We start from the raw sequence: 26,398 nt of genomic DNA on the forward strand, positions 1-26,398 counted from the left end.
CTTTTTATTGACATGGAACCGCTGGGATGGTAGAATTTTAAAGTGAATAAAGACGTTCACAAAGCGCTGCGAAAGCAGATTGTGGGCGTCTTTGTTTGTGTGAAAGGCTCGTCTGGCCGCGCAGCTGCAAGCGGCCAGGCTTTGGGGCAATCAGCCAAAGAACAAAGGAGCAAGGGATTTATGTTAACTGCTATCACCGGAATCAACTGGGGCGACGAGGGCAAGGGCCGCATGGTGGACCTGCTCAGTCAGGAATACAACATCGTGGTGCGCTATCAGGGCGGCAACAACGCCGGCCACACCGTGGTGACCCCCGAAGGAAAGTTCGTGCTGAATCTGCTACCCAGCGGCATTCTGCGGCCGGACGTGGTGTGCGTTATGGGCAACGGCATGGTCATCGACCCCGCCCATCTGGAGAAGGAGATCGCCGCGCTGCGTGAAAAGGGTATCCAGATCGATCCCAGCCATCTGAAAATCAGCGACCGGGCCACCATCTGCATGCCTTACCATGTGGCGGAGGACGGCCTGGAAGAGGATCGCCTGTCCAAGAGCGGCAACCAGTTCGGCTCCACCCGCCGGGGCATCGCCTACTCTTATGGCGACAAATACATGAAAAAGACCCTGCGCATGGGCGACCTGCTCAATCTGGATCAGTCCGTGAAGGATCGTCTGGCCACCATCGTGGAGTGGAAGAACCTGACCATGGAAAAAGTTTACGGCCAGAAGCCCATTGATCTGGAAGAGATGTGGGCCTGGTGCCAGAAGTACGCCGAGCTGTTCCAGGACTACATCTGCGACGCGGGCGCCTTCCTGGACAAGGCGGACCGCGAGGGCAAGAAGATCCTGTTCGAGGCTCAGCTGGGTGCGCTGCGTGATATTGATTTCGGCATCTATCCCTTCACCAGCTCTTCCAACGTGATCGGCAGCTACGCACCCATTGGTGCGGGCATTCCCGGCCACAAGCTGCACAAGAGCATCGGTATTATGAAGGCCTACTCCAGCTGCGTGGGCGAGGGCCCCTTCACCGCCGAGCTGGCCATGACCGAAGAGGAAAAGAACGCCCTGCGTGAGGCGGGCCATGAGTTCGGCGCGGCCACCGGCCGTCCCCGCCGCGTGGGCCCCTTCGACGTGGTGGCAAGCCGCTACGGCGTATTCTGCCAGGGTGCGGACGAGCTGGCCCTGACCCTGCTGGATGTTCTGGACTACATGGAAGAGATTCCTGTGGTGGACAAGTATCTGGTAAACGGTGAAGAGGTGGACCGCTTCCCCATGGGCGAGGCGCTGGACAATGCCAAGCCGGTTGTGAAGTTCCTGCCCGGCTGGCACTGCGACATCACCGGCTGCCGCACCTGGGAGAGCCTGCCCCAGGCGGCCAAGGATTATGTGGAGTATCTGGAAAAGGCCGTTGGCTGCAAGATCAAGTATGTTTCCGTGGGCGCTGCCCGCGATGCGTACCTGGTGCGTGAGTAATTGTTTTAAAATGCGCCGGCCCGGTAATCATTACCGGGCCGGTTCATCTGTTTCAAGGGGGTAAAAGTAACACTATGGGAGAGTATCTGGATAAGGGTCTGCACGAGGAATGCGGTGTGTTTGGCGTTTACCGCCAGAGCGACGCGGCGCATCTGACCTATTTTGGCCTGCATGCGCTGCAGCACCGTGGCCAGGAGGGCGCGGGTATTGCAGTGGCGGATGGCAAAACCGTTCGCTGCCGCAAGGGCAAGGGCCTGCTGAGCGATGTGTTCGGCCGCAATGATCTGGACGGGATGACCGGCAAGAATGCCATCGGTCATGTGCGCTACGGCACTGCCGGCGGCGGCGAGGTGGAAAACGTGCAGCCCATCGTATCCCGCCTGGCCAATGGCGGTGCGCTGGCGGTGGCCCACAATGGCCAGATTGCCAACGCTGCCGAGCTGCGCAAGGAACTGGAGGACAAGGGCAGCATCTTCTGGGGCTCGTCGGACAGCGAGATTATTCTGCATCTGCTGCAGGGAACCAAGGGACCGCTCATCGAGAAGATCAAGCAGGCCTGCAACCGGCTGGACGGCGCGTTTGCCTTCCTGATCCTCACCGAAAAGAATCTTTACGCAGTGCGGGACAAGAACGGCCTGCGGCCGCTGTCGCTGGCCAAGCAGGGCGATGGCTGGTGTGTTTCCAGCGAGAGCTGTGCCTTCGACATTGTGGGCGCGCATCTGGTGCGGGACGTGCGCCCCGGCGAGATCGTGAAGATCTCTGCCGCCGGGCTGGAAAGCTGCTTCTACACCGAGGAGACCAGCTGCAACCTGTGTGCCATGGAATACATCTATTTCTCCCGCCCGGATTCCGTGCTGGAGGGGCAGAATGTGCACGGTGTGCGCCGTGAGTGCGGCCGTCTGCTGGCCCAGGAGGATCTGGACAGCTTTTTCAAGGCCGATATCGTGGTGGGCGTGCCGGATTCCTCCCTGTCCGCTGCGGCGGGTTACAGCGAGGCCATCGGCCTGCCCAACGAGATGGGCCTGATCAAGAACCGCTATGTGGGCCGTACCTTCATCCAGCCCACCCAGGCCCAGCGCGATCTGGGTGTGCGGCTCAAGCTGTCTGCCAACGTGCCGGTGGTACGGGGCAAGCGGGTGGTTCTGGTGGACGACTCCATCGTGCGCGGAACCACCTCCAAGCGGATCGTGGCCCTGCTGCGTCAGGCCGGCGCCACCGAGGTGCACCTGCGCATCGCCGCTCCCGCCATCAAGTATCCCTGCTTCTACGGCGTGGATATGTCCACCCGGGCCGAGCTGGCCAGCGCCAGCCTGGAGCCGGATGTTCTGGCCAAGGTGCTGGGGGCGGATTCCCTGCGCTTTTTGAGCGTGGATGACCTGAAGCAGGCCTGCGGCTGCCAGGGCCTGTGCACCGCCTGCTTTGACGGCAGCTATGTGACCCCGCTGTACAGCAACAAGGTCTGAGAAAAATATCACAGGCACAAAGCCTGAACCATTGCAAAACAGGGCTTTTTCCTCTGGAATGAAGGGGGAAAAGCCCTGTTTTTTTATAAAAATGCAGAAAAGACCTGAAAAATTGCACAGAAAACAGAAACGCTGATTGTTCGGTTTGCATGAAAAGTTTTCAAAAACTTGTTTTAAAATTATCATTTATTGCCCAAGGTACTTTGTTGTGGTAAAATCAAACCAGAAAATAAAAGTATTACTTTTGCGGAGGATGGTATGAGCAGATTGGAAATGCCGACCCCTAGCAGGTCGCAATTGGTGATCGAACAGTTGTACAAGGAATTGGAACGCCGTATTGAGGCCAGCCCTCCGGGGCTTTGCCCGGTGGATATCACCCGTGCGTTCCTGGAGCTGTGCCACGCGCAAACCTGCGGCAAATGTGCACCCTGCCGCATCGGCCTGCTGCAGCTGAAGCATCTGATTACGGATGTGCTGAACGGCAAGGCCACCATGGAAACCCTGACCCTGATGGAGAATACGGCCCTTTCCATCATGGAATCCGCCGACTGTGCCATCGGCCATGAGGCAGCCCGCATGGTCTATCAGAGCCTGATCGGCTGCCGCGACGACTACGAGCAGCACATCCGGGTGGGGCGTTGTACCTGTACTTACAGCCAGCCGGTGCCCTGTGTCACCCTGTGCCCGGCCCATGTGGATATTCCCGGCTACATCGCGCTGGTGCGGGAAGGCCGCCATGCGGATGCAATCCGCCTGATCCGGAAAGATAACCCGTTCCCCACCACCTGTGGCTTTATCTGCGAGCACCCCTGCGAAGCCCGCTGCCGCCGCAACATGGTGGACGATGCCATCAACATCCGCGGCCTGAAGCGGGTCGCGGCCGACCGGGCGGGTCATGTGCCCCCGCCGAAGAACGCCCCCTCCACCGGCAAGACCGTGGCGGTTGTGGGCGGCGGCCCCGGCGGTCTGTCCGCTGCCTACTATCTGCAGCTGATGGGCCATCAGGTCACCGTGTTCGAGATGCTGCCCCAGCTGGGCGGCATGCTGCGCTACGGCATTCCCAACTATCGCCTGCCCAAGGACCGGCTGGACGACGACATCCAGGCCATTCTGGAAACCGGAGTACAGGTGGAATACGGCAAGCGGATCGGCCGGGATATCACCATTGAAGAGCTGCGCAAAAACTACGATGCCGTGCTGGTAAGCATCGGCGCCAGCACCGACAAGAAGCTGGGCATGGAGCACGAGGACGCCCCCGGCGTTGTCTCTGCGGTGGAGTTCCTGCGCACCGTGGGCCAGGGCGAGCCCATGGATCTGAACGGTCAGGAAGTGGCCGTTGTGGGCGGCGGCAACGTGTCCATGGATGCTGTGCGCACCGCCGTGCGCCTGGGCGCAAAGAAGGTGAGCATCGTCTACCGCCGCCGTGTGGCGGATATGACCGCCCTGCCTGCCGAGATTGAGGGCGCCATGGCCGAAGGTGTGGAAATCCGCACTCTGCAGGCACCCGCCCGCATCGAAACCGACGAAAACGGCCATGTGAAGGGCCTGTGGACCACTCCTCAGATGATCAGCGCCATCCGCGACGGCCGTGCCAGCGTGAAGGCCAGTGGGGAAGAGGAGCAGTTTATTCCCTGCACCACCCTGATTGTTGCGGTGGGTCAGAGCATCGAGACCAAACACTTCCAGGAAGCCGGCCTGCCGGTGGAACGGGGCAAGATCCTCACCGAAAATTCCGGTGGCTTCTCCGATATTCCCGGCGTATTTGCCGGCGGCGACTGCGCCACCGGCCCCGCCACCGTGATCAAGGCCATTGCGGCGGCCAAGGTTGTGGCGGCCAACATCGACGAATACCTGGGCTACAACCACAAGATTACCTGTGATGTGGAGATTCCCGAGCCCGATCTGGCGGACAAGAGCCCCTGTGGTCGTGTGGAGCTGACCGAGCGTCAGGCCTGCGAGCGCATCCGCGATTTTGAGGGCGTGGAAAACTGCATGACCGACAAGGAAGCCTGCCAGGAGGCCGGGCGCTGCCTGCGATGCGATCACTTCGGCTTCGGCCTGTTCAAAGGAGGAAGAGAAAAGGTATGGTAAACCTGACGATTGACGGGCTGGCCATCCGCGCGCCCAAGGGCACGACCATCATGGAGGCGGCCGCGCAGAATAACATTGCAATCCCCAAGCTGTGCTTTTTGAAGGAAATCAACGAGATCGCAGCCTGCCGCGTATGCGTGGTGGAGCTGGAAGGCAAGGAGCGGCTGATTACCGCCTGCAACAACGTGGTGGAAGAGGGCATGGTCATCTACACCAACAGCCCCAAGGTGCGGCGCGACCGGCGCAACACCGTGCAGCTGATCCTCTCCCAGCATGACTGCAAGTGCGCCACCTGCTTCCGCAACGGCAACTGCGCGCTGCAGAACATTGCCAGCGATCTGAACATTCACGAGCTGCCCTTTGAGGAGCGGCTGGAACGCCAGCCCTGGGATCAGAATTTCCCCCTGATCCGGGATTCTGCCAAGTGCATCAAGTGCATGCGCTGCGTGCAGATCTGCGATAAGGTTCAGAGCCTGAACATCTGGGATCTGGAGGGCACCGGTTCCCGTTCCACCATTAACGTTACCGGCCACCGCACCATCGGCGAAGCGGACTGCTCGCTGTGCGGCCAGTGCATCACCCACTGCCCGGTGGGCGCGCTGCACGAGCGGGATGACACGGAGCAGGTCTGGCAGGCCATCGCCGACCCGAAAAAGGTCGTGGTGGCACAGGTTGCCCCCGCGGTTCGCGCTGCCTGGGGCGAGCAGCTGGGCCTTGCCCGGGAAGAAGCCACCGTGGGTAAGATCATGGACAGCCTCAAGCGGATGGGTGTGGACTATGTGTTCGACACCACCTTCTCCGCCGACCTGACCATCATGGAAGAGGGCACCGAGTTCCTGGGCCGCTTCACCCGCGGCGAAACAAAAGAAAAGCCCATGTTCACCTCCTGCTGCCCGGGCTGGATTCGGTTCATCAAGTCCCAGTATCCCCATCTGGTGCCGCAGCTGTCTACCGCGAAGAGCCCCCAGCAGATGTTCGGCGCAGTGATGAAATCCTACTTTGCACAGGCCATCGGCCGCTCCCCGGAGGACATCTACACCCTGTCCATCATGCCCTGCGTGGCCAAGAAGGGCGAGCGGAACATGGAACTGTTCGACGGCGAGTACGCGGGCCACGATGTGGACGCAGTGCTCACCACCCGTGAGCTGGTGCGCATGATGCGTTCGGCCCACATCCGGCCGGATACGCTGGTCGACCGCCCCTGCGACGATCTGATGCAGGCCGGCAGCGGCGCGGGCGTGATCTTCGGCGCCACCGGCGGCGTAATGGAAGCCGCCCTGCGTACCGCCTACTATGTGGTGATGGGCGAGAACCCGCCCGCAGATGCTTTCAAGCAGGTGCGCAGTCAGGGTCAGGGCACCGGCGTGACCACCGCCGAGTTCCATCTGGGCGACGCCGTGGTGCGCACTGCCGTGGTAAGCGGTCTGGGCAATACCCGCCGCCTGCTGGAGCAGATCGAAAAGGGCGAAGTGGCCTACGACTTTGTGGAAGTCATGGCCTGTCCCGGCGGCTGTGTGGGCGGCGGCGGCCAGCCCATCCACGACGGCGAAGAGCTTGCCTTTGAACGGGGCAAGAACCTCTACGCGCTGGACAGCAGCGCCGCCCTGCGCTTCTCTCACGAGAACCCGGATGTGCAGCGGCTGTATGCCGAGTATCTGGGCGAGCCCATGAGCCATCGGGCCCATCAGCTGCTCCATACCGACCACAATGCCTGGACGATGCCCCGCAAACAACGTTAACAGCCATTCCAACCTCCAATAAAAGCAGCACCCGCCCCCGGAAATTCCGGAGGCGGGTGCTGCTTTTTCGTGTTTTTTTATGGAATGAGGAAGGGCAGAGAACCCGACTTACAGGCCCCGCTCCTTCTTCCAGGCCAGGAATTCCTCGAAGCTGCCGGTGCGGTCCAGGCAGCCCTCCTGACCCAGGGGAATCTCGATGATCCGGTTGGCAATCTCGTCGATGAACTGATGGTCATGGGAGGAGAAGAGCAGATTGCCCTTGAAGGAGGCCAGACCGTTGGACAGCGCCTGAATGCTTTCCAGATCCAGATGGTTGGTGGGCTGGTCCAGTACCAGAACGTTGGAGTGGGCCATCATCATGCGGGAGAGCATGCAGCGTACCTTTTCGCCGCCGCTCAGCACCGACGCGGGCTTGTAAACCTCGTCGCCGGAGAAGAGCATCCGGCCCAGGAAACCGCGCAGGAAGGTCTCGGTGGGGTCCGGGCTGTACTGGCGCAGCCACTCGATCAGGTTGCCCTCAAAGCCGTCGAAGAAGGCGGAGTTGTCCTGCGGGAAGTAGCTCTGGCTGGTGGAAACACCCCACTTGAAGCTGCCGGCGTCCGGCTCCATCTCGCCCATCAGGATCTTGAACAGGGCAGTCATGCCCACCTCATTGTCGCCCACCAGAGCGATCTTGTCGTTCTTGTTCATGGTGAAGGTCACGTTGTCCAGCACCTTCACACCGTCCACGGTCTTGGTCAGGCCCTGCACGAACAGGATGTCCTTGCCGGCCTCCCGCTCCGGGTCGAAGCCCACGAAGGGATACCGGCGGGAGGAAGCGGGCATCTCCTCCAGCTGGATGGAGTCCAGAATCTTTTTGCGGCTGGTGGCCTGCTTGGACTTGGACTTGTTGGCGGAGAAGCGCTGGATGAAGGACTGCAGCTCCTTGATCTTCTCTTCCTTTTTCTTGTTCTGGTTGCGGATCAGCTGCTGCATCAGCTGGCTGGACTCGTACCAGAAGTCGTAGTTGCCGGCGTACATCTGCACCTTGTTGTAGTCGATGTCCACGGTGTGGGTGCACACGGCGTTCAGAAAGTGGCGGTCGTGGCTGACTACGATGATGGTGCCGTAGTAGTCCATCAGGAACTCTTCCAGCCAGTCGATAGATTCAATGTCCAGGCCGTTGGTGGGCTCGTCCAGCAGGATGATGGAGGGCTGGCCGAACAGAGCCTGTGCCAGCAGCACCTTCACCTTCTGGCGGCCGTCCAGCGCGTCCATCTGGGCGTAGTGCAGGTCGGTGGGCAGGCCCAGACCGCTGAGCAGCTGGTTGACCTCGGTCTCGGCATCCCAGCCGCCCATTTCGGCAAATTCCGCCTCCAGCTCACCGGCGCGCTCGCCGTCCGCCTCGGAGAAATCCTCCTTGGCATACAGCTCGTCCTTTTCCTTCATGATGTCGTACAGGCGGCGGTTGCCCATGATGACGGTCTCCATCACCGAGAACTCGTCGTACTTATAGTGGTCCTGCTCCAGCACGCTCATCCGGTCGTCCGGCCCGATGGACACGCTGCCGCTGGTGGGCTCGATCACACCGGAGATGATCTTCAGCAGGGTGGACTTGCCGGCGCCGTTGGCGCCGATGATGCCGTAGCAGTTGCCCGGCACAAAATTCAGGTTCACGTTCTTATACAGGTAGTTGCCCTGAAACTGCAGGCTCACGTCATTTACAGAAAGCATAAAAACCTCGCTCGTTTTATTCTTTTATCAGAAGTGTGGCCGATGCACAGGCGGTTCAGTCCGCCTGCTTTACCAGCTCGATCACACATTCACAGTGTTTGGTGCGGGGGAAAAGATCCACGGGCTGGGCCCGCAGGGGTTTGTAGCCCCGGTCGGCCAGATACCGGCAGTCCCGGGCGGCGGTGGCCGGGTTGCAGCTCACCATCACGATGCGCCGGGGCCCCATGGCAATCACCGCGTTCAGGGTCGCCTCATCGCAGCCCTTGCGGGGCGGATCCAGGCAGACCACATCCGGACGCAGGCCCTCGTTTGCCAGCTTCGCGGCAGCCTTGCCCGCGTCGGCACAGAAGAACCGGGCATTCTGTGCGCCCATGGCCGCGGCGTTGAGCTCGGCGCTCTCCACCGCTTCGGGAATGATCTCCACGCCGATCAGCTCCCTGCAGTCTGCCGCCATGGAAAGGCCGATGGTGCCCATGCCGCAGTAAAGATCCAGCAGGGTGTCGCCGGGCTGCAGCTGGGCGAACTGCCGGGCCACGCCGTACAGCTGCTCGGCAGCAGGGGTGTTCACCTGATAGAAGGACAGCGGCCCCAGCCGTACCGGTACGCCGCACAGGGTATCCTCAATGTATCCGGGCCCGTACAGGGAAATGTTCTCCAGCCCGGTGATCACGTTGGTTTTCTGCCGGTTCACGTTCAGCACGATGCTGCGGATGGCGGGGAACTGTTCGATCAGTGCCGCGCACAGCTCCTGTGCATGGGGCAGCTTGCGGCCGTTGACCACAAGGCAGACCAGAATCTCGCCGCTGTGCCAGCCCTTGCGCAAAAAGATGTGGCGCACAAGGCCGGTGTGCGTTTCCTCCTGATAGGGGGCGATGCCATGGGTCTCCATGAATTCGCACACAAAGGCGGCAATCTGATTCAGTTCCTCCGGCTGCAGCTTGCAGTCGGCACAGGGCACAATACGGTGGGTGCGGCCCGCGTAAAAGCCGGCGATCACATGACCGTTCGCATCCAGCCCCACCGGGAACTGCACCTTGTTGCGGTATCGCTCCTCCAGAGGCGAGGGCAGAATGGGCAACACCGGAGTATCCAGCCCGCCGATGCGCCGGAAGGCATCCTCCACAAAGCTCTGCTTTGCCCGGGCCTCGGTTTCGTAGTCCAGATGGCGGAAGCAGCAGCCTCCGCAGGGCTTGCACACCGGGCAGTCCGGCTCGATGTGGGCGGGGGAAGGCTGCAGCATTTCCTCCACGATGCCAAAGGCATACCGGCCCATGTCCTTTACGATACGGGCGTTCAGCACGTCGCCGGGGGCGGTGGCGGGCACGAACACCGCCTTGCCCTCGTAATGGGCCACACCGCTGCCATCGCTGGAAAGGCTTTCGATGGTCAGAGGGATGATGGAATTCTTGTGAATGGGCACAAAAACGCTCCTTTTTATTGGTTTTCTTCAAGGGTGGTGACCAGGCCGAAGGGAATGAAGAACCGGCCGGATTCATCGGGCTGCAGTTCCAGACCCTGGCCTGCAAACTCCTTGTCCAGAGAGTTCAGGGCCAGCTGGCCTGCTACCCGGGTAATTTCGTCAATGTCATAGTAGGAGGCGGCGATGGCGATTCCCTCGTCCACCAGCGCCTGCGCCAGCTCCGGGTTTTCGGCTACGGCGGCAATGCGCACCGGTGCATCCCCGTCCAGCCAGCCCAGCTGCCCGGCCAGATCATGCAGAAAACGTGAGTCGTCGGCGGTGGTGCACAAAAACAGCTCCGGCTTTTGCTGGCCTGCCAGCCCCTCGGCGGTAAAGGGCAGGGGATCGTCGTTCTCGTCCAGGTATTCCAGCAGGTTGGAATATACCCCGTAATGCTCGCATTCCTGCAGAGCATAGTAGCTCAGCGCCTGATGATAGGGGCCGATGTCGCTCAGATACAGGCTGTATTGCAGCACCAGATCCCCGTTTGCGTCCGGAATGGCACCGCTGCGGAAGCCCATGGCCATCTCTTCGCCCAGCAGCTCGCCGCCCAGTGCCGGGCTGCTGCCCACATACCACAGCTTGTCGTAGTCCTCCATCTCCTGCACCTGAGGGCTGCGGCCCACCACAACCAGCGGAATGCCATGGCTGCGGGCAAGGCGCAGCAGCGCCGGATCCAGAATATCCTCGTCCTCACTTACAATCAAAACCTGCGCGCCCTGTTCGATCAGCTCCCGGGCGGCGGGTTCGTAGTCGGCGGATTCATCGGCCAGCAAAAAACGGACGCCGTTTTCCGAAAAATAATCCTCCAGTGCGTCCAGATCCACATAAGGAAGCTCCTTGGGCGAGTGCAGATAGCCGATGGTGGGCTGGGGGTCAAAATAGCCCACGCTGAACAGATACAGCACGGCGCACAGGCCCAGAGCCGCACAGACGGCAAACAGCTTGGCAAGAATAAGCGCGATTCGTTTCATTGGCAGTTCTCCAGAAAGGGGTCAGGTTTTTTCGATGCTGCTCAGATAGCGGCTGGGGGGCACGCCCTTGGTCTTTTTAAAGACCCGGGAGAAGTAGAACTGATCAAAAAAGCCCACGGACACGGCGATCTCCGCAATGGAGAGCTTGGAATCCCGCAGCAGGTTGCAGGCCTCGCCGATGCGGTAGTTGGTCAGATAGTCGATGGGGCTCTGGCCCACATTGCTCATGAACACCCGGTACAGATGGCTGCGGCTCACGCCCACCGCCTTGGCAATGTCGTCGATGCTGATGTCGTGAGAATAGTTGAACTGGATGTACTTGATGGCTCCGTGCACATACTGGGAGCTGGTGTTGCTCACCCGGGGATCGCATTCGTGGGCCTGCTTCATCAGGCTGGACAAAAACAGATACAGATGCCCCACCATGGCCGCTTCGTGATGGGATTCCGGGCCGCGGCAGTCGTAGATGGAACGCAGGGCCTGCTTCAAGGGTTGCGCTTCCCCGCAGTGATACACCGGCGACTGGTCGGTAAAGGGGGTCTGCTGCACCAGCTTGTTGGCGAAAGCGCCGTTGAACCCCACCCAGTAATATTCCCAGGGGTCGTTGGCGTCGGCGCAGTAGCTCACCAGCTGGTTGGGCTTCACCAGAAACAGATCGCCCGGGCCCAGCGTGAAGCTGCGCCCGTTCACCGTGTACTGGCCGTGGCCGCTCACCACCAGATGGATGAGATAATGATCCCGCACACCGGGCCCCCAGGCGTGGGAAGGCGCGCAGGACTGCAGCCCACAGTTAAAAATGGAAAGCTCCACATTATCTGTATAGTGCTGCTTAAAGGATTGTTTATAGGTTTCTGCCATATCAAAGATACCTCCGCAAGGGGATCAAAAAAGAAAAGGCGGCAAGCCGGGCGGCGCATGGCAAAAGGCAAGGCGCGGCCGGTGGGCCGGCATTGGGCAAGTGTTTTGCCGGCGGGCTTCCGCATCAATACCCAGTATAACAGAAAATTCAACAAAAGTCCATAAAAAATGCCGCACCCCTGAAAAACAGGGGCACGGCATGATAGAATGGTGCAAAAAAGGGGATCAGCCCACCGGCAGAACCTCAACAATCTTAAGCACAACGCTGGCCTCGCTCACAGATTCATTGGCCTCCTGCAGCTGAGCCAGAACCTCGGCGTCCTCCTCCAGCTCCAGCTTGACCACAGCGCCGGAGTGGCGGCCGGCCTTCTCCTCGGCGGTGGGATCGGCGATGTCGTAGCTCATGATGGCGGTCTTTTCCCGCAGCACGTTGGCCTTGGTGGCATTGTCGGCCCAGTTGAAGAAGATGTGGCTGTCGTCGGCCACACCGGGCACGAAGATGGCAATGTTGGGGGTGCCGTCCGCATTCACGGTGGACACATTGCACAGGCCCTTGAACTGGCCAATGGCCTCCAGCAGGGCGGCCTGGTCCAGGTTGGTGTACAGGCCGGTGGTGGCGCTGGCGGTGGCGGCGGCGTCAGCGGAAACGGCAGTTTCGCTGGCAGCCTCGCTGGAAGCAGCCGGAGCGGAAGCGGCTTCACTGGAAGCGGCTTCGCTGGAGGCAGTGCTGGCGGAAGTGGAGGCGGTGGTTGCAGCGGAGCTGCTGCTCTGGCCGCAGGCGCAGAGGTTGAATACCAGAGTCAGGGTGAGCAGTGCAATGGCAAGTTTTTTCATAATGATACAGAAATCTCCTTTTTAATCCGGAAAATGGAATCACAGGCTGTTGGCAGCGTCATAGGCGGTGCGGATGGCGTTGGAAATGTCCGCAGCACGCTCGCCGCAGTCGCCCACGGCAATTACGGGGATGCCGGCGGCCTTCAGGGGCTCGGCGTCAAAGGCCACGGGGCGGGCGCCCACGGCCAGAACCACATAGTCGCAGGGAATGGTCACGGTGTTGCCGTCCTTATCCTCGCACAGAATGTGATCCAGCGCAATCTGGCTGACCTTGTGGTTCACATACTGCTCCACGCCATAGCGGGCGTAGTTCTCCATCAGGGTGGGCAGGATGGTGTTGCTCTCGCCATTGGCGATCTTGTCCATCATCTCCACAACGCTTACCTTGCAGCCCCGCTCGGCCAGATATTCAGCGGTCTCGCAGCCAACCATGCCGCCGCCGATCACGGCAACCTTGCCGTAAACCTGCTGGGCACCGGCCAGCACCTGCCAGGCGTCGCATACGTTGGAATTTTCCTTGCCGGGGATGGCGGGGGCAAAGCTGGAAGCGCCCACGGCCAGAATCACGGCGTCCGGCTTCTCGGCCAGCACGTCCTCGGCGGTGACGGCCTTGCCCATGCGCAGGGTTACACCGGCGCTGGTGACCTGATGCACCAGGTTGGCGGTGGCGCGGCGCATCTCCTCCTTGCGGGGAGGTACGCAGGCAATGTTCAGCTGGCCGCCCAGCTGGGCGCTCTTCTCGAACAGCACCACCTCATGGCCCTTGGCGGCAGCCACACGGGCGGCCTCCATGCCGGCCACGCCGCCGCCGATCACGGCAACCTTCTTTTTGGTCTGGGCGGGGGTGATGGAGCGGGTCAGCTCGTAGCCGTTTTCGGCGTTCAGCACGCAGGACAGGAAGCTGCGGTTCTGGATGTTATCGGTGCAGCCTTTGTTGCAGGAGATGCAGCGGCGGATGTCGCAGCCCTTGCCGGCTTCCAGCTTGACCACCCAGTCAGGGTCGCACAGCAGGGGACGGCCCAGAGCCACGATGTCGGCCTTGCCGCTGTCCAGTGCGCGCTCGGCCATCTCGGGGTCAATGATGCGGCCCACGCAGCTTACGGGCACCTTCACGGCCTGCTTCACCTGGCCGGCAATGTCCACAAAGAAGCCGTAGGGCTGCACGCCCATGGGAGGAATGGTGTCGGCCATGTTACCGGTGTGGTTGGCCTGGGCCACATGCAGCATGTCCACGCCGGCTTCCTCCAGCAGTTTGGCGAAGTCCACGGCCTCGGCCAGAGGGATACCGCCCTTGCCGCGCTCGGGGGTGATGACCGAGAACTTGTAGTCGATGCCCATGCCGGGAACCGCCTGACGCAGGGCCTTCACCAGCATCACCGCAAAGCGGGTGCGGTTCTCGAAGCTGCCGCCGAATTTGTCGGTGCGGCGGTTCATCAGGGGGCTGCACAGACAGCCCACCAGACGGTCGCCGTGTACCTGAACGAAATCAATGCCGGCCTTCTGGGCACGAACGGCGCAGTCGCACATCTTCTGGATAATGTCCATCAGCTGTTCTTCGGTCACGTCGGTCACATAGTGCTCCATGTCGTGGTGCATCTTCTGGCGTACGCCCATCATGTCCTTTTTCTGGAACAGCTCGATCAGGGCGTTCACGTCGTATTCCGGATGGAAGATCTGCACGCCGATCTTGGCGCCGTAGGCGTGTACGCTGTCTGCCAGATCCTTGAAGCCGGCGATCTGGCCGTCGTGGAACAGGCGGGGAGTGGGGGAGAAGGAGGCCACGGGGCTCACGTCGCCCAGCACAATGTAGGAAACGCCGCCCTTGGCCAGGCGGGTGTAGAAAGCCTTGCTCTGTTCGGTGATGCTGCCGTCCCGGCCTTCATAGCCGGTGGTCAGCGGGGGGAACATGATGCGGTTTTTCAGGGTGATGTTGCCAACCTTGATGGGGGTGAGCAGTTCCATGATATAGATCTCCTTTCCGATCTCAAAAAGCAGCGGCGCGGGCGTCTGGCCCGCTTTCTAAGGTCATTATAAGCCCGAAGGTTGTTAAAAATATATCTCATTTCTTGATGTGAATTGCGCAAAACTTGATGAAATAGCGCGTTTTTGATAAAATAAATAAAATGATTGGGAGAAAAACTGGGAGGAATTTCCATGGATGAGAACTATCGGCTGGAACAGTGGACACTGGAGCCGGGAAGGGAAAGAGAGCTGGATGCCCGGGGCTGCGAGCTGGTGGTTCTGATCAACGGAGGCAGCGGCCGGCTGGAGTGGGCCCGGGGCGGTGCCGCCCTGGGGCCGGATACCATCGGCCTGCTTCGCCCGGGAGCCACCGCGAAGGCGCGGGCACAGGAGCAGGGGCTGGAGCTGTGGCAGCTGCGCCTGCAGCCGGAACTGCTGCGGCAGATCTCCTGCCCGGGGTGTGATCTGGAGGCCTGCTTTTCGGTGGTGCCCTTCCAGTGTGCGGTGGTACGGCTGAACACCCAGAACGCCACGCTGCTGCGGCGGCTGTATTCCCTTTTGCGCCAGGAGCTGGCCCAGCCGGATGCGCTGGCAGGCGGGGTATATCGCCGGGGCCTTGTGGAGCTTCTGGTAGCCGGCGTGCTGCGCTGCTGCGTAACAGAGGAGCGCAAAACCGCGCTGGTGGGGCGCAAGCGTCTGGTGGTGGACGAGGTGTTTGCCTACATCAATGCCCATCTGGCCGAGCCGCTGCGCTTAAAGGATCTGGCGGCGCATTTCTATGTGAGCCCGGAGCATCTGGCCCGCCAGTTCAAGCAGCGCACCGGCCAGACGCTGCACCAGTATATTGTAAAGGCCCGACTGGGCCGCTGCCGGGAGCTGCTGTGCAACGGGGTGCCGCTGGCGGCAATCTGGACCCAGTGTGGCTTTTCCGGCTACAGCTCCATGCTGCGCAGCTTCAAGCAGGAATTTGGGGTGACCCCGGCGGAATACTACCGGCAGTGCTGCCAGCGTGCCCGGGAATATCCGGACGAAGCCCTGCCGGAACAGGAGCGGACGATCCCCCGGCGCTGACCCGCCCCTTCTCCGATTGACAGACGTGGATTCGGCGGGTACAATCAAGGAAAAGAAATGGTTGGAAAACCAACAAAAGGAGACGCCATGAACGACATTCAGGTTTTGCAGTCGTCGCAGCTGTTTGAGGGCATTGAGCCGGAGCAGATTCAGATTCTGCTGGGCTGCCTGCACGCGGCGGTGAACACCTACCAGAAGGGGGAGTTTATTCTGCACCGGGGCGAGCCCACCCGCCGGATGGGCATCGTGCTGGAGGGCACCGCCCATATCATCAAGGAAGATTTCTGGGGCAATCGGGTAATTCTGGGCCCCTCCGGGCCGGGGCAGCTGTTTGCCGAGTCCTACGCCTGCCTGGGCAGCGAAAATCTGGCGGTGAGCGTGGTGGCAGCCACCACTGCCCGGGTGATGTTTCTGGACGTGGTGAGCCTGTTTCAGAGCTGTACCACCGCCTGTGACTTTCATACCCGCATGATCCGCAATCTGACCCGGGTGCTGGCGGGGCGCAACCTGATGCTTACCCAGAAGGTGGAGCACATGGCCCAGAAAACCACCCGGGAAAAGCTGCTGTCCTACCTGTCCGGCGAGGCACAGCGGGCGGGCAGCGCCAGTTTTTCCATCCCCTACGACCGACAGGAGCTGGCGGATTACCTCTCGGTGGACCGCAGCGCCATGTGCACCGAGCTGAGCAAGCTGCAGCGGCAGGGAGTTCTGCGCTGCCAGAAAAAGCAGTTTGAGCTGCTGGAGCTGCCCCGGGAATTCTGATTGCAGTCAAGGGAGAAACGCAAATGAAAACAAACGGATGCAACCCCTATCTGCCCAGCTGGGAATATGTGCCGGACGGCGAACCCCGTGTGTTCGGCGGCCGGGTATATCTATACGGTTCCCACGACCGCTTTGGCGGGCCGCTGTTCTGCATGAACGATTATGTGTGCTGGTCCGCCCCGGAAGAGGATCTGACCGACTGGCGTTTTGAGGGTGTTATTTACCGCAAGGAACAGGACCCCATGAACCCCGGCGGGCGGCGCTGCCTGTATGCGCCGGACGTGGTGCAGGGGCCGGATGGGCGCTATTACCTGTATTATGCCTTTGATTTTATGGGCCGTATCGGAGTGGCAGTGTGTGATGAGCCGGCGGACCGGTTTGAGTTTTACGGCCATGTGGCCTTTCCGGACGGCCACCTCTGGGGCGAGCGGGCCGGGGAACCCTTCCCCTTTGACCCGGGCGTTCTGGTGGACGACGACGGCCGGGTGTATCTGTATTCCGGCTTTGCCACCCGCATCCCCGCCCCGGTCACCGGGTTCCGGCAGCTGGAAAATCCCGGCGGCGTGGCGGTGGAGCTGGAGCCGGACATGCGCACCATCCGGCAGGGCCCCCATCTGCTGTTTCCGCGAAAGGGGCGGCCCGGCGCTTTTGAAAACCACGCTTTTTTTGAGGCCAGTTCCATCCGCAAGGTGGATGGCCGTTACTGCTTTGTGTATTCCTCCGAGCACAATCACGAGTTGTGCTGCGCCATGGCGGACCACCCCTTCGGCCCCTTTGTTTTTGGCGGCACGCTGGTGGACATCGGCGATGTGTTTCTGCCCGGCCGCCCGAAGGAAGCGGATGCCGTCAATTACCTGGGCAATACCCATGGCAGCATTGCCTGCATCCGGGGGCAGTGGTATGTGTTCTATCACCGGCAGACCAACCGGCATTCCTATTCCCGGCAGGCCTGCGCCGAGCCGCTGCGGCGCAGCCCGGACGGTGGCTTTCTGCAGGCGCCGGTCAGCAGCACCGGCCTGCGGGGCAAACCGCTGCCGGATCTGGGCCGGGTGCCGGCCCGAATTGCCTGTTATCTGCGCAGCGGGCAGGGCACAGCCCGGTACGACATCCGCCTGCCCCGGCTCCGGCTGGCGGAGCATCCTTACTTCACCCAGGCGGGCGGCGATCGCCAGCAACAGCCGGCGCAGTATATTGCCAATCTACGCAGCGGCAGCGCGGCGGGCTTCTCTTCCTTTGCATTCACCGGCCAGCCCCGGCGCATCGGTCTGCGGCTGCGGGGTAGTGGTCGGGGTGTGATGCTGGTTTCCCACCGGGAAAACGGGGACGAGCCTCTGGCGGTGATTCCGGTTCCCGCCGACAAATCCCTTCTGCGCCCGGCTGTCATTCATCCTCGCCCGGGGGTGCGGCCGCTCTACTTTGTGTTCCGTGGCTGCGGCGCGGTGGATTTCACCGGCTTTGCCCTGGGGCGGCCTGTTTGCGGAGTGCAGGAAACGAAATAAGCCCGCGGGGAACGGTTTGATTGGAATATTCTTCCGCTGTTTCTGTGTGCCGCATGGGTGTGGCGTGCAAAATGCGGGAGGTTATCTGGCAAAACAAGATCAAAACGGCTGAAAGGAGACAAGTACCATGAAATTCTTTCTGGACACTGCCAATGTGGACGAGATCCGCAAGGCAAACGAAATGGGTGTGATCGCCGGTGTGACCACCAATCCCAGCCTGATTGCCAAGGAGGGCCGGGACTATGCCGAGACACTGAAGGAGATCGCCTCCATTGTGGACGGCCCCATCTCCGGCGAGGTGAAGGCCACCACCGAGGATGCCGAGGGTATGATCGCCGAAGGGCGGGCCATTGCGGCCATGCACCCCAACATGGTGGTGAAGATCCCCATGACCCCGGAGGGCTTGAAGGCCATCAAAACCCTGAGCGCTGAGGGCATCAAAACCAACTGCACCCTGATTTTCACTGCCAATCAGGCGCTGCTGGCCGCCCGGGCGGGGGCCACCTATGTGTCGCCTTTCCTGGGGCGGCTGGATGATATCAGCCAGCCCGGCATTGATCTGATTCGCATGATCTGCCAGATGTTCGACAATTATCCGGACATCAACTGCCAGATCATCGCCGCCAGCGTACGCAATCCCATCCATGTGACCGACTGCGCGCTGGCCGGGGCGGACATTGCCACCGTGCCCTACAAGGTGATTTTGCAGATGACGAAGCATCCTCTCACCGATCAGGGCATTGAGAAATTCAAGAAGGATTATCTGGCGGTGTTTGGTCAGTAACTTCTTCTGAAAAATACCGCGCGTGTGCCGGTGCCGGCATGCACGCGGCATTTTTCTGCCCAATCAAAAGGCGCAGCGGCACTTTTTTACAAAATTTCCATTGCATTGCGAACCGCATCCGGTATAATAGGGCACGAACCACACGAAAAACAAGGGGTAAAGGAGAAAGCATGAACAAACGAATGAAAAAGAGCCTGTGGGCGCTGGTGGGCACGATGCTGTGCGGTTGCCTGTTGCTGGCACCGGGCGCCCGGGCGGCAGAGACCACTGCGCTGGAGGATGCGTTGGAGCAGACAGCCCGGCTGCATCAGCTGGCAGAGGAATACGCCGCCGGTCAGCAGACGGAGACGGAGCCGCTGACGCTTACCATCAACTACATCCGCGCTCAGCGCTATGCCGACACCACCTGGGATATGATTCTGGGGGAGCCCAGTGAAGAGTTTGCCGGCTTTGTGGAGCAGCAGGCCCCGGAGCTGGCGCAGCTGCAAACGCTGGAAAATGTGGAGATCCCCGCCACTGGCGAACCGGTGGATTTTGTGCATCTGGTGGCGGGCATCGGGGCCACCTGGAAGCGGCTGCCGGTGGTCTGCACCTGGGGCGGCGACTGCATCCAGCTGGCCGGCAGCGTCCAGGGCTCCGGCATGGATGAGGAAAGCTGTATCCAGCAGCTGAAGCCCTATTTTGCCTGTGAGGACGAGAATGCCAGCCTGCTGCCCAAAAGCGACTGGCTGGCAGATCTGGATGGTGTGAACATCGGCAGCACGTTGACGCAGGACAGCGATCTGGCCGAGTCGATCCGGGAATATTACCGTTCCATCAGTACCGGGGAGCGGGCCCGCCGGTTTGTGCTGGCTCAGTTTGGCGAGGTCGACACCGGCGATCAGCAGGCTTTCCGTCAGCAGGTGAAGGATAAATTCTTCTCGGATTCCGGCGTACAGCTGCTTTTGCTCAGCCAGAAGCAGATGACGCTGGATGAGGAGCGGAACTTTGTGGTGGTGGATTCCCTGAACGCGCCGCTGAATGCGGTGTGCAGTCTCACCGCCGATACGCTGGCGGAAATGCTGGATGGAGCAAAGGTAACCGGCGCGGCAGAGGAGACGCCGCAGGAAACAGGGGAGACGCAGAGCCCGGCACAGACAAGTCAGCCGGGCGAAGCTCAGCCCACCGCACCGGTACTGGGGCAGAGCTCGCTGGCCCGAACCATGGAAAAGTACTCCTGGCTGCCCTGGGCGTTGGGCGGGGTGGTGCTGTTCTGCGTGCTGGTGCTGGCGGTATTGTCACGCAAAAGCCGCTGACCTGCTCTTTTCGCGGATCTTTCGCAGTGTGCTCATATTCTGTTCAAATTCGACTGGTATAGTATAGACACGGTTACAGATCCACCGCCGTTCGGTGATAAAGTTACCGCAACCGGCGGCAGTATTTGCTACCATATACATAGGAAAAACGCCCCGGCGATTTTCCACAAAGACCAATGAAAAAGGAGAGCACCATGATGATCCAATCGTTCTTACAGCAGGCCCTGGTTCGGCTCGGCCCCTCGGTACAGGTGCTGGCCTGGCTGGAACAACTGCCTTTTGTCCCCCGCTGGCTGCGTCCGGTGCGGGTTCGCGCCCGCCGCTGAGCGGAGCCGCTGTGATAAACAATGAAAAAACTCCGCCCCCATTTCCTGCAACAGGCGCTGGGGGCGGAGTTTTGTTTTACGGTTGTACCCGGCTGCGGGCAGGCAGCCATTTCCAGAACTGCCACCATTCAGGGCGCACCGGCCGATTCGGATCCGGTTCCACCTCGATTACATATTTTTCATAGGCATTCACCACGGTGGTGTCGCCCTTGCGGCAGCAGCGGGGAAGGTTTGCGTTATAGCTCATGTGCACATGCCCGTGCACAAAGTAACTGGGGGAGTACTCCTCCAGCAGCTGGTTGAAGCAGTCGAAGCCCCGGTGGGGCAGATCCTCCCCATCGTTCAGGCTCCGGGCCGGGGCGTGGGTCACCAGAATGTCGAAGCCATTGTGGCTTTTCAGCTTGCGGCGCAGCCGACGGATGCGGCTTGCCATCTGCTTTTCGGTGTACTGGAAGGGCCCTTCCTTGTAGCGCAGCGAACCGCCCAGCCCCAGAATGCGAATTCCACGGTATTCAAAAATATCGTCCTCGATGCAGATGCAGCCCTCCGGCGGATCGTGCAGATAGCGGGTGTCGTGGTTGCCGTGCACATACAGCAGCGGAGCCGAGGTAAAGGTGGCCAGCAGGGTCAGATAGTGAGGATTCAGATCCCCGCAGGAGATGATCAGGTCATAGCCGCGGATCTTGTCCGGGCTGAAAAAATCCCACAGGGCCTTGGATTCTTCGTCTGCCAGCAGCAAAATTCTCATGTTTGACTTCTCTCCTCGCCGGATCCCGGTGTTACAGGATCTTGGTGGTTGTTTCGTCCTTATGCACACCGATCAGCGAAACCAGAGGTTTGGCCTCGTCGATCAGCTCGTCAAAGCGGGGGATGCGGCCGATCACATTGCTGGCCAGCCAGTCCATGGTGATGACCTGTTCCGCGGTGAGGCGGCTGTGGTCGGCGGGCATCACAACCCGGCCGTCCTGGGCATACAATACGCCTGCGAAGGGGTCAAAGTCCCGGCTGCACACTGCCTGACGCAGCAGATTTACCAGCCGCTGGGTCTCCACGGGCAGCGTGCGGGAGCACAGCACGTCGATCACACCGGCATCCATGCCCCACCAGTAGTTCAGGGCCCGTTCACCGCTGCTTCCGGCAGACCAGCCGCCGTTCATGATGGACTGCACAATGCGCACGTAGAATTCACCCCAGTTCCAGAAGGGCATGGCGTAATTGCAGAAATGGTCTCCCTCCAGCCGGTAAAGGCCGAATTTCCAGGGGGGCTGCTGGGGCGCACGGTTGTCCAGATCCGAAATCAGGGTCACGCCGTTCTTGGCAAAGCGGGCGGGAATATCTGCGCCCTTCTCCGAGGTCCACTCCAGATACACCTGAGCCCGGGGATTGGTCATCTGCGCGCCCAGTGCGAAGGCGTTGATGGCAGCGATCATGCCATAGGTGGGATAGGTGGCCACATAGCCGATCTTGTTGTCGTCCGCCAGAGCACCGGCAATGGCGCCCAGCAGGAACTTTGCCTCATGAATACGCCCGTAGTAGGTGCGGATGGACGGGTGAGACATGTTCAGCGAGCAGTTGATGATCTTCACTTCCGGGTGAGCCAGCGAAGCCTTCAGGCTGGCGCCGATCAGCTTGGGTGTGGTGGTGAAAATCACGTCGCAGCCATCGGCCACGGCCTTTTCCAGAATCTCGTCGCCGTTCACATCCGGCTGCACATTGTCGTAGCACAGGGTGGTCACCCGGCCGCCGAAGTGTTCCTCCAGCTCGCCGCGGCCAAAATCGTGGGCATAGGTCCAGGCGGAGGTATCGGCGCTTTTTTCGTACACAAAGCCCACCTTCAGGCTGGGCGCCTGGAAGGCGATGGGGTTGTGCAGCCGGGAGAACAGGCCGGTGTTCTGGGGGAATGCCGGCTCCATGGAAAGCTCCACTGCATCCGGCCGGGTGAGCACCAGCACCTCGCTCCAGGCGCGCTCCACCGCCTGCTGCAGCTCGGGCATGCTCATGCCGCACAGCTGCCGGTAGGGATAAACGCCCATCACGGCCAGCAGACCGTCGGCGGGGGTGATGGGCAGCCGGTCGCCGCCCCGCTGCACGAACACCGAGCGGAACCGGTAGTACATCGAGGTGAGCATGCTCTTGTCGTCATCGCTCCAGCGCTCGCCGGGGGCCTTGCCCACGGCTGCCACGAACTTGGCAAAGCGGCCTTCTTCGGTGAACCAGAGCAGGTTGATCTGGGTCAGCTTGTAGAAGTCCAGAAATTCGTAATAGATGTTCACTTCCTTGGAGCCGTTGCGCTTGGGGATATAGCGGGTCACATTGCCGGGAATGCTGCCCGCGCCGAAATATTTCATTACCGAGACGCGCTTGTTGCCCTCCACCACATAAAAGCGGTTCAGAAATTCCACCGCTTCAATGGGGTCGCGGATTCCCTCCTCCATCTGGGATTCACACAGGGCGCTCCACTTCACCGCAAATTCGGTGCGGTCGCCCAGAAGAGGCATGAAATTGCGGGCGAAGGCGGTTTTGCGGCCCTCGGTCTTGGTGCCCACAATGGCGTCCAGAGGGATGTTCACCACACCCAGAGGCTGGGTGCTGTCCAGCTCGGTGTTTTCCAGAATGTCATCCAGCACCTGCAGATAGGGATACTGCCCCTTGGAAACACAGGCGCGGAAGCTGCGCTGACCCATTTTTTGGGCCTTTTTGTAATCTTCACTTGCCAAAATAAACCCCTCCTTTAACAATAGGAAGCACAGTTGCAGGGCCGCCGCGGCGGCCCCTTTTTATGGTAAAGGATGTTTTCACAAATTACAATACCCGGCTTTCCTCTTTTTCCGGCTGAACCGTCATGGGCGGGAAGCGCAGCCGGGTCAGGCACAGAGCGAACAGCAGCGAGCTGATGATCCAGGTGATGGGATAGGCCCAGTAGACCATGTGGATGTCCGGAATCAGGCGCACCGCAATGGTAATGTAGCAGATGCGCAGCACGCACCAGATGCTCAGCATGATGGTCATGGGGATAATGGGCCGACCCATTCCCCGCAGAATGCCCGCGCAGCAGTGGGAGAAGGCCAGCAGGCAGTAAAACAGCGCCACGGTGTGGGCGTCCGCCACGCCGTAGGCCACCACCTGAGGCTCATTGTTGAAGGCGCCGATCAGCTGGGGCGAGAAGGTGAAGATGAACAGGCCGATGCACTCGGCCAGCAGCGGGCTGCAGATCAAACCGAAGCGCATGCCCTGCCGCACCCGATCATAACGGCCCGCGCCGATGTTCTGGCTCACGAAGGTGGAAAGGGCCAGCGCAAAGCAGGTCACCGGCAGGAAGGCGAAGCCCTCCACCCGGCTGTAAGCGGCGCAGCCCGCCATGGCGGCGGAGCCGAAGGCGTTGATGTTGGATTGCACGATCACATTTGCCAGCGAGATCACCGAGTTCTGCACGCCGGAGGGAATGCCCAGGGTAAGCACCTGCCGCAGCATGTCCGCCCGGAAACCCACCTCTTTCCAGATGATGCGGTAAGGCGCCTGCACCACGGTCAGCTTGCGGAAGGCAAGGAAGGCGCAGAGGGTCTGGCTGATGATGGTGGCCAGTGCGGCGCTTTCTACCCCGCGGCCCATTCCGGCCACAAATACCAGGTCCAGCACCACATTGGTGAGGGAGGCGATGATCAGGTATTTCATGGGGCTGCGGCTGTTGCCCACCGATTGCAGAATGCTGGCGCCCATGTTGTACATGACCACCGACAGCGAGCCCATGAAATAAACCCGGAAATACAGAATCGACTGGGGCAGCACATCCGACGGGGTACCCATCCAGCGCAGAATCTGGGGCGTGAAGATGATGCCCAGAATCGAAAGCAGCACGCCGGCGCACAAACCCAGCGCCACGGTGGTGTGCACCGCCTGCTTCAGGGTTTTGTGATCCTGCGCACCGTAAAGCCGGGCCACCAGCACGCCCGCACCCAGCGACACGCCATTGATGAAGCCGATCATCAGCATGATCAGGCTGGAGGAGGAGCCCACCGCCGCCAGCGCCTGTTCACCGATGAAGTTGCCCACGATCAGCGAGTCCACCGCGTTGTAAAGCTGCTGAAACAGGTTACTGAAGAAGATTGGCACCGCGAACAGCAGCATCTTTTTGGGAACGCTGCCCACGGTAAGAAGGTTCTGGTCGTTTGTCATTTCATAGCCACTTCGCTTTCACATCGCGCACAAAAAGCGGCCCGCGGGTGCAGAAAGCGCACCCGAAAGGACCGCGGGAAAGGCGTGACAATAAATTTTCTATTCTATCATACCACCGGAGCGGGGATTGGCGCAAGATGCTGCCGTGCTATTTGAGCAAAGTGGCAAAGCGCCGTTGCGGCCATGGCCGGCGGCTGGTATAATAGCAGGGAATCGCCGGGATCTTTTTCGCCCGGTTTTTGCAAGGAGGAACCAGAATGTATTCATCCAAACAGATGATTGTGATGCGCCGGGATCTGAAGATGCGCAAGGGCAAAATTGCCGCCCAGGCGGGCCATGCCTGCGTTACCGCCACCCTGATGGCGCTGCAGAAGGAGGGCCGTCTGGGGCAGATTCAGGTGACCGACGGCTGGGTGGGCCTGGCTGAGAGCAAACAGGAGGCTACCCCCCTGAGCGAGTGGTTCGACAGGGGAGTGGCCAAGATCTGTGTGTATGTGGATTCCGAGGAGGAGCTGCTGCAGCTGCACCGGAAAGCGCAGGACGCCGGGGTGATCAGCGCCCTGATTCAGGATGCGGGCATGACCGAATTCCACGGCGAGCCCACCTACACCTGCCTGGCACTGGAGCCGCTGGCGGCGGAAAAGGCCGACGAGTTCACCGGCGGCCTGCCGCTGTACTGAACGGCCCGGCTCAGAATTTCAGGGCCGCGATGCGGTCGAAGGCCTCGGCCAGCTTTTCCTCGCTGGTGGTGCAGGCGATGCGCACATAACCCTCGCCGGCAGCGCCGAAGGCCACGCCGGGCACCATGGCCACATGGGCTTCCTTCACGCACTTCTGGCAGAAGGCGATGGAGTCCAGCCCGGTTTCCCTGATGTTCATGAACAGGTAGAAGGTGCCCTGGGGCTTGCGCACCGAGAGCTTCGGAATGGCGTTGATGCGTTCGGCGGTGTAGAACACCCGGCGGCGGTATTCGCCGGTGTATCGATCGCCGATCTCGCCGCGCAGCCGCAGCGCATGGATGGCTGCCCGCTGGGACACCGAGGGGGCGGAGTAGACCATGTTCTCGTTGATGCGCTTGATGGTATCGATCACCGCAGGCTCGGCGATGATCGAGCCCACGCGCCAGCCGGTCATGATATAGTTCTTGGAAAAGCTGTTCAGGGTGATGCTGCGCTGCGCCATGCCGGGCAGACCGCGGAAGGGCCGGAAGGGCACATCAAACATGTAATCGGTGTAAATTTCGTCCAGAATCACCACCAGATCGAATTCCTCGGCCACCTGTGCCAGCGTCTGATAGGTCTGCATGTCGTAGGCCGCGCCGGTGGGGTTGCAGGGGTTGTTCACGATCATGGCCTTGGTGCGGGGGGTAATGGCTGCCCGCAGCCGCTGGGCGTTGATGGCGAAGCCCTCCTCCTCCAGGCAGGGAACCTCCACGGCAACGCCGCCGGTCAGCTCCACCTGCTCTTTATAGGGGGAGAAGTAGGGAGCAAAGAGAATCACCTCATCGCCCGGATCCAGAATGCTCATGAGCGCCAGCTCCATGCCGAAGCAGCTGGAGGCGGAAATGAACACCTGCTCCCGTGAAAGCTCCATGTTGTGGGTGGTTTTATAATAAGTACGGATCTCGTTGATCAGCTCCGGGTCGCCCTGAGGCGAGGTGTAGTGGGTGTGACCGGCCAGGGCATCCTCCATGGCGGCACGGATGATCCGTTCATCGGTGGTGAAATCGGTGTCGCCGATGCTCAGGTCGATCAGGTCGCTGTAAGCGCCCTTCTCGGCGGCGGCGCTGGCCATTACGCTGTCCTGCGCGGTCTGGAACCGGCGGGCAATATAATTTCTCATGGAAAAACTCTCCTTTTTTCAAAAAACATCTTTTTCTATCATAGCATATCAGCGCGTAAAAGTGCAGTGTGCTTTTGCACAAA

At 60.7% G+C, this 26,398-nt stretch carries 21 protein-coding genes; 11 read left to right on the forward strand and 10 right to left on the reverse strand.

Annotation, left to right across the window (positions count from 1 at the left end):
• Nucleotides 1-180: 180 nt before the first annotated feature.
• From EDD77_RS13390 to EDD77_RS13405, 4 genes are all read left to right on the forward strand, one after another.
• The gene (locus EDD77_RS13390) at nt 181-1,470 is read left to right on the forward strand and encodes an adenylosuccinate synthase (protein ID WP_058965242.1); all 1,290 of its coding nucleotides are present in this window, start codon (nt 181-183) and stop codon (nt 1,468-1,470) included.
• A 74-nt stretch (nt 1,471-1,544) separates the two neighbouring features.
• Nucleotides 1,545-2,933: an amidophosphoribosyltransferase gene (gene purF / locus EDD77_RS13395; protein ID WP_058965241.1), complete on the forward strand. Its 1,389-nt coding sequence runs from the start codon at nt 1,545-1,547 to the stop codon at nt 2,931-2,933.
• A 258-nt stretch (nt 2,934-3,191) separates the two neighbouring features.
• Nucleotides 3,192-5,024, forward strand: a complete 1,833-nt coding sequence (locus EDD77_RS13400; protein ID WP_132587415.1) for an NAD(P)-binding protein — start codon at nt 3,192-3,194, stop codon at nt 5,022-5,024.
• Nucleotides 5,018-6,763 (forward strand): [FeFe] hydrogenase, group A, encoded by a 1,746-nt coding sequence (locus EDD77_RS13405; protein ID WP_058965239.1) that lies wholly within the window; start codon nt 5,018-5,020, stop codon nt 6,761-6,763. Before EDD77_RS13400 ends, EDD77_RS13405 begins: the two co-directional genes overlap by 7 nt.
• A gap of 108 nt (nt 6,764-6,871) precedes the next feature.
• Here the strand turns inward: EDD77_RS13405 and EDD77_RS13410 are convergent, their stop codons facing one another.
• The 6 genes from EDD77_RS13410 to bilR form a co-directional block, all read right to left on the reverse strand.
• A complete protein-coding gene (locus tag EDD77_RS13410; protein WP_058965238.1) occupies nt 6,872-8,476 on the reverse strand; it encodes an ABC-F family ATP-binding cassette domain-containing protein in 1,605 nt (534 codons plus the stop codon).
• Between the two features lie 55 nt (nt 8,477-8,531).
• Complete coding sequence (gene rlmD, locus EDD77_RS13415; RefSeq protein ID WP_058965237.1) at nt 8,532-9,896, reverse strand: 23S rRNA (uracil(1939)-C(5))-methyltransferase RlmD; 1,365 nt, start codon at nt 9,894-9,896, stop codon at nt 8,532-8,534.
• Between the two features lie 14 nt (nt 9,897-9,910).
• Nucleotides 9,911-10,909, reverse strand: coding sequence for a sugar ABC transporter substrate-binding protein (locus EDD77_RS13420; RefSeq protein WP_058965236.1), 999 nt, complete (start codon nt 10,907-10,909; stop codon nt 9,911-9,913).
• Between the two features lie 21 nt (nt 10,910-10,930).
• Nucleotides 10,931-11,767, reverse strand: a complete 837-nt coding sequence (locus EDD77_RS13425; RefSeq protein ID WP_058965235.1) for an AraC family transcriptional regulator — start codon at nt 11,765-11,767, stop codon at nt 10,931-10,933.
• Between the two features lie 225 nt (nt 11,768-11,992).
• The gene (locus EDD77_RS13430; protein WP_077138559.1) at nt 11,993-12,601 is read right to left on the reverse strand and encodes a hypothetical protein; all 609 of its coding nucleotides are present in this window, start codon (nt 12,599-12,601) and stop codon (nt 11,993-11,995) included.
• A gap of 39 nt (nt 12,602-12,640) precedes the next feature.
• The gene (gene bilR / locus EDD77_RS13435; protein ID WP_058965234.1) at nt 12,641-14,563 is read right to left on the reverse strand and encodes a bilirubin reductase, long form; all 1,923 of its coding nucleotides are present in this window, start codon (nt 14,561-14,563) and stop codon (nt 12,641-12,643) included.
• A gap of 192 nt (nt 14,564-14,755) precedes the next feature.
• Between bilR and EDD77_RS13440 the strand changes: the two genes are divergently transcribed.
• The 6 genes from EDD77_RS13440 (at nt 14,756) to EDD77_RS18705 (ending at nt 20,300) form a co-directional block, all read left to right on the forward strand.
• Complete coding sequence (locus tag EDD77_RS13440; RefSeq protein WP_058965233.1) at nt 14,756-15,634, forward strand: helix-turn-helix domain-containing protein; 879 nt, start codon at nt 14,756-14,758, stop codon at nt 15,632-15,634.
• An 87-nt stretch (nt 15,635-15,721) separates the two neighbouring features.
• A complete protein-coding gene (locus EDD77_RS13445) occupies nt 15,722-16,396 on the forward strand; it encodes a Crp/Fnr family transcriptional regulator (protein WP_058965232.1) in 675 nt (224 codons plus the stop codon).
• Between the two features lie 23 nt (nt 16,397-16,419).
• Nucleotides 16,420-17,895: a family 43 glycosylhydrolase gene (locus EDD77_RS13450; RefSeq protein ID WP_058965231.1), complete on the forward strand. Its 1,476-nt coding sequence runs from the start codon at nt 16,420-16,422 to the stop codon at nt 17,893-17,895.
• A 127-nt stretch (nt 17,896-18,022) separates the two neighbouring features.
• Nucleotides 18,023-18,679: a fructose-6-phosphate aldolase gene (gene fsa, locus EDD77_RS13455; RefSeq protein ID WP_058965230.1), complete on the forward strand. Its 657-nt coding sequence runs from the start codon at nt 18,023-18,025 to the stop codon at nt 18,677-18,679.
• Between the two features lie 170 nt (nt 18,680-18,849).
• A complete protein-coding gene (locus EDD77_RS13460; RefSeq protein ID WP_058965229.1) occupies nt 18,850-19,974 on the forward strand; it encodes a hypothetical protein in 1,125 nt (374 codons plus the stop codon).
• 194 nt (nt 19,975-20,168) lie between these two features.
• Nucleotides 20,169-20,300: a hypothetical protein gene (locus tag EDD77_RS18705; RefSeq protein WP_276870350.1), complete on the forward strand. Its 132-nt coding sequence runs from the start codon at nt 20,169-20,171 to the stop codon at nt 20,298-20,300.
• Between the two features lie 76 nt (nt 20,301-20,376).
• Here the strand turns inward: EDD77_RS18705 and EDD77_RS13465 are convergent, their stop codons facing one another.
• From EDD77_RS13465 to EDD77_RS13475, 3 genes are all read right to left on the reverse strand, one after another.
• A complete protein-coding gene (locus EDD77_RS13465) occupies nt 20,377-21,048 on the reverse strand; it encodes a metallophosphoesterase family protein (RefSeq protein WP_058965228.1) in 672 nt (223 codons plus the stop codon).
• A gap of 31 nt (nt 21,049-21,079) precedes the next feature.
• Nucleotides 21,080-23,017, reverse strand: a complete 1,938-nt coding sequence (locus EDD77_RS13470) for a BMP family ABC transporter substrate-binding protein (protein ID WP_058965227.1) — start codon at nt 23,015-23,017, stop codon at nt 21,080-21,082.
• An 85-nt stretch (nt 23,018-23,102) separates the two neighbouring features.
• Nucleotides 23,103-24,473 (reverse strand): MATE family efflux transporter, encoded by a 1,371-nt coding sequence (locus tag EDD77_RS13475; protein WP_058965226.1) that lies wholly within the window; start codon nt 24,471-24,473, stop codon nt 23,103-23,105.
• A 257-nt stretch (nt 24,474-24,730) separates the two neighbouring features.
• On the opposite strand from EDD77_RS13475, the gene pth2 reads away from it, so the two are divergent.
• Entirely contained in the window at nt 24,731-25,153 is a 423-nt protein-coding gene (gene pth2, locus EDD77_RS13480; RefSeq protein WP_187120502.1) for an aminoacyl-tRNA hydrolase, read from the forward strand.
• Between the two features lie 10 nt (nt 25,154-25,163).
• On the opposite strand, the gene EDD77_RS13485 is transcribed toward pth2, so the two are convergent.
• Nucleotides 25,164-26,315 carry an aminotransferase class I/II-fold pyridoxal phosphate-dependent enzyme gene (locus EDD77_RS13485; RefSeq protein WP_058965224.1) on the reverse strand — a complete coding sequence of 384 codons (1,152 nt, stop codon included), beginning with the start codon at nt 26,313-26,315 and terminating at the stop codon, nt 25,164-25,166.
• Nucleotides 26,316-26,398 lie beyond the last annotated feature (83 nt).

The sequence above is a fragment of the Allofournierella massiliensis genome (assembly GCF_004345265.1).
Taxonomy (GTDB): Bacteria; Bacillota; Clostridia; order Oscillospirales; family Ruminococcaceae; genus Allofournierella; species Allofournierella massiliensis.

Bases quoted from the DNA above. Each gene is read 5' to 3' on its own strand.
- EDD77_RS13390 (WP_058965242.1), top strand. From the start codon at position 181: ATGTTAACTGCTATCACCGGAATCAACTGGGGCGACGAGGGCAAGGGC.
- purF (WP_058965241.1), top strand. From the start codon at position 1,545: ATGGGAGAGTATCTGGATAAGGGTCTGCACGAGGAATGCGGTGTGTTT.
- EDD77_RS13400 (WP_132587415.1), top strand. From the start codon at position 3,192: ATGAGCAGATTGGAAATGCCGACCCCTAGCAGGTCGCAATTGGTGATC.
- EDD77_RS13405 (WP_058965239.1), top strand. From the start codon at position 5,018: ATGGTAAACCTGACGATTGACGGGCTGGCCATCCGCGCGCCCAAGGGC.
- EDD77_RS13410 (WP_058965238.1), bottom strand. From the start codon at position 8,476: ATGCTTTCTGTAAATGACGTGAGCCTGCAGTTTCAGGGCAACTACCTG.
- EDD77_RS13420 (WP_058965236.1), bottom strand. From the start codon at position 10,909: ATGAAACGAATCGCGCTTATTCTTGCCAAGCTGTTTGCCGTCTGTGCG.
- EDD77_RS13425 (WP_058965235.1), bottom strand. From the start codon at position 11,767: ATGGCAGAAACCTATAAACAATCCTTTAAGCAGCACTATACAGATAAT.
- EDD77_RS13430 (WP_077138559.1), bottom strand. From the start codon at position 12,601: ATGAAAAAACTTGCCATTGCACTGCTCACCCTGACTCTGGTATTCAAC.
- bilR (WP_058965234.1), bottom strand. From the start codon at position 14,563: ATGGAACTGCTCACCCCCATCAAGGTTGGCAACATCACCCTGAAAAAC.
- EDD77_RS13440 (WP_058965233.1), top strand. From the start codon at position 14,756: ATGGATGAGAACTATCGGCTGGAACAGTGGACACTGGAGCCGGGAAGG.
- EDD77_RS13445 (WP_058965232.1), top strand. From the start codon at position 15,722: ATGAACGACATTCAGGTTTTGCAGTCGTCGCAGCTGTTTGAGGGCATT.
- EDD77_RS13450 (WP_058965231.1), top strand. From the start codon at position 16,420: ATGAAAACAAACGGATGCAACCCCTATCTGCCCAGCTGGGAATATGTG.
- fsa (WP_058965230.1), top strand. From the start codon at position 18,023: ATGAAATTCTTTCTGGACACTGCCAATGTGGACGAGATCCGCAAGGCA.
- EDD77_RS13460 (WP_058965229.1), top strand. From the start codon at position 18,850: ATGAACAAACGAATGAAAAAGAGCCTGTGGGCGCTGGTGGGCACGATG.
- EDD77_RS18705 (WP_276870350.1), top strand. From the start codon at position 20,169: ATGATGATCCAATCGTTCTTACAGCAGGCCCTGGTTCGGCTCGGCCCC.
- EDD77_RS13465 (WP_058965228.1), bottom strand. From the start codon at position 21,048: ATGAGAATTTTGCTGCTGGCAGACGAAGAATCCAAGGCCCTGTGGGAT.
- EDD77_RS13475 (WP_058965226.1), bottom strand. From the start codon at position 24,473: ATGACAAACGACCAGAACCTTCTTACCGTGGGCAGCGTTCCCAAAAAG.
- pth2 (WP_187120502.1), top strand. From the start codon at position 24,731: ATGTATTCATCCAAACAGATGATTGTGATGCGCCGGGATCTGAAGATG.
- EDD77_RS13485 (WP_058965224.1), bottom strand. From the start codon at position 26,315: ATGAGAAATTATATTGCCCGCCGGTTCCAGACCGCGCAGGACAGCGTA.